This window comes from Daejeonella sp. (assembly GCF_044348475.1).
Taxonomy (GTDB): domain Bacteria; phylum Bacteroidota; class Bacteroidia; order Sphingobacteriales; family Sphingobacteriaceae; genus Daejeonella.
This window is the reverse complement of record NZ_JBIKSU010000152.1, coordinates 1-3,186: the sequence shown is the minus strand read 5'-3', so window position 1 is coordinate 3,186 and position 3,186 is coordinate 1. Positions and strand designations below refer to the sequence as shown.

Annotated in this window: 1 protein-coding gene and 1 pseudogene; both read right to left on the bottom strand. The window is 39.3% G+C overall.

The window, feature by feature from the left end; translation table 11 throughout:
• Window positions 1-2,629, bottom strand: a 2,629-nt coding sequence (locus ACIQZ6_RS12545) for a M16 family metallopeptidase (protein ID WP_395811612.1), incomplete at its 3' end; no start/stop codon positions are given.
• A 51-nt stretch (window positions 2,630-2,680) separates the two neighbouring features.
• Window positions 2,681-3,186, bottom strand: a pseudogene (locus ACIQZ6_RS12540) (DUF5009 domain-containing protein); the annotation flags it as partial.

Here is a 3,186-nt window from a genome sequence, read left to right as displayed (position 1 = left end):
TTTCAGTAGAACGGGTCTCTTCAGCAATAAATTTTTCAATATCTAATTTCAGAGCACCATTCTGTTTGATCTTATTAATTTCGTCTAATGTAGAGCTGATTAGTTTTTCAACATTCTCAGGCGCACAACCAAAGGAAATATTGAAGGTGTATTTGCTTTTTGGAAATTTGGAATAAGATGCACGCGCACCAACACCATATACGCCGCCTTCATCTTCACGCAAACGTTCAATCAGTTTGATTGTTAATACTTCAGCTAGAGCATCTAACTGATTGTTGTGTTTTACGCTGTAGGTATAATCGCCACTAAATACTAGACGAACGTTAGCCTTTGGTTCTTGTCCTTTATAGATCTTTTTATCAATCTTTCCAGCAGGAATAGTTATACCAAGATCTTTTGCAGTTTCTTTGCGGTTAATTGATGGCAATGAACCTAAGTACTGCGCCAGTAAGGGCTTGATTTTTTCTGCATCGAAATTACCAACAAAAACGAAAGTCCAATCACTTGCATCAGCAAATCGTTCCTTGTAGATGTCAAATGCTCTGTCTAGGTTGATTTGATTTAGTTTTTCTACAGATGGTCCGGTACGGCGAACATTATAGTTGCCTAAAATAGCAGATAATGAATCTGCAAATACACTGTTTGGATCATTGCCTCTGTTTGCCAAACTACCTTTCTGTTGTGCCATCAGTCCTTTGAAGGTTTCTGCATCTTTACGTGGAGAGGTGAAATACAAATAGGTAAGTTGAAGTGCTGTTTCAAGATCTTTTGGTGTTGTTGCTCCTGATATTCCTTCTGATCTTTCTGCAATGTAAGGGTTTACAGAAACACGCTTACCACTCAATAATTTTGGAAGCTGAACAGAATTGAACTCGCCAACACCGCCACTTCTTATGATAGTAGTTGCATACGAAGCTGACTGAAAATCTGCGTCACTGTATAGTGAGGTACCACCCGGACTAAAGGCAGAAAAGCTGATTTCATCATTTTTAAAATCTGTAGGCTTTAAAATTACCTTGATGCCATTGCTCAATTTTAGCTCTGTAACACCAATTTCAGCGGTCTTTGATTCAGAAATTACTTTTCCTCCAGTAAGTTTAGCTGCCAGGAGTGGTTTATCAGATACCTGATCTACGTAAGCAGTTAAATTACTTTGCTTGGTTGCGCTGATCCATTTTTCAATAGTTGACTCATCTGGCAAATTAGCTTTATCCTTTTCAGGGCCCATAATGATTACATCACGGTTTACATCAGTGATATATTTTTTGGAATATCCGTTAAGATCAGCCAAAGTGATACCTCCTGTTAAAGAGTTAGCCATATTAAACTCATATTCTATACCCGGACTAGCCTCTTCTTCAAGAAAATGACGCAAGTATTCGTTCACAAAACTAGCTGAAGGTGTTTTATCTTTCTCCTTGAAAGAAGATTCCATAGTAGTTAAATAGGATTGTTTTGCACGGTCTAATTCTGTTTGTGTGAATCCAAAACGTTGTAAGCGTTCGGTTTCAGTAAGTACGGCTTTAAAACCTCTTTCCATTTCGCCTGGTTTAGCCACAACAAAGGCGCTGTAATTATCCAGCCCGGCTAAAAATGGACTGATATTGGCACCCCCTTGAAGGAATGGAGGATCTGCCTGCTTGCTTAGATCGGCAAAGCGGGCACCCAGCATTTGGTTGAATAAAGACCTGACTATACTATTTCTGTAATCAGTTTTAGTAATCAGTTTTGATTCTGGGTGCTTAATTAAGATCTGAGCCACACTTACCGGAAATTCTTTATCAGTAACAGTAATAAACTGATTTTTATTCAGCAATGTAATTGAATATTTTGTACGCAAACGTGGTTTTGCTGGCTTTTTAAGATCAGAGAATTTTGCTTTGATCGTTTGTTCCATAGCAGCTACATCAATATCTCCAACTACAATCAGGGCCTGAAGATCTGGGCGGTACCAGTCAGCGTAAAATTGACGCAGGGTAGCAGGGGTAAAATTCTTTAACACCTCTTCTGTACCAATTGGTAAACGGTTTGAATAACGGGAGTTATTGAAAAGCATTGGAAGATACTGATCCTGCATACGCTGCTGAGCACCTTTTCCTAATCTCTTTTCTTCTATTACTACTCCCCGTTCTTTATTGATCTCTGCATCATCTAATGTTGCATCTTGCGCCCAATCGCGCATAATCTGAACTCCATTTTTCAGGATCTCAGGATCATCAGATGGAATAGGAAGTTGGTACACAGTTTCATCAAAACTGGTATAGGCATTTAGGTCGGCCCCAAAGCGTACACCTGTTTTTTGAAGGTAATTCACCAAGTCGTTTTTCGGAAAATTCTTTGTTCCGTTAAAGCCCATATGCTCCATAAAATGCGCCAGTCCGAGCTGATCGTCATTTTCCATAATGGAACCTATCTTGTTGGCAAGGTATAATGTTACCCTGTTTTTTGGCTCAACATTTTTACGGATGTAATACGTAAATCCGTTTGGTAGTTTTCCTGTTCTTACTGCCGGATCTAAAGGGATAATCTCGGATGCCGCGCCAGTCTTGCTCTTTACAGTTGTTTGAGCGTTAGCCGTTCCAGCTATAGCGATAACTATCGCTACTGAAAAGGCAATCAGTTTATTCATTTTTCTCATATGATTCTTGAAATAATTGGTTTTGCAAAACTAAGCATTAAATTAAACTTTCACTATAATCTTCCGTTTAAACATCCACCAAAGAATGGCAAGCCATATCAGAATGAATGTGATTGCACCGGCGAGTGATGCGTTTACTGGTGTAAAATAGGGGGTATAGAAAGTTTCATACATCCAGATTCTTGAATTAACTGGGGTTCCATCTGGCATGGTTACCGTGATCATGGTTAATATTCTTGGGATGAGTCCGGAAAGAAAAAAGACTGTAATTGCATTGACTCCATAAACAACAAAAGGTGTTGTGCCCTTTTTATAACCTTGTACATCAATTAGCCAATAACATAATGCAAGACCGATGGTGGCCAATCCGCCTGCATATAGTACAAATGAGCTGGTCCAAAGGGCCTTATTTATAGGGAAACAAAGATCCCAGATCAGGCCAAGGATAACGGCTAATATTCCAATGGAGAACATCCATGAAATTTTCACACTTTCTTCTCGGTCTTTACGCCTTAGCCAAGTGCCAATCAGAACTCCAAAAAGCCCGG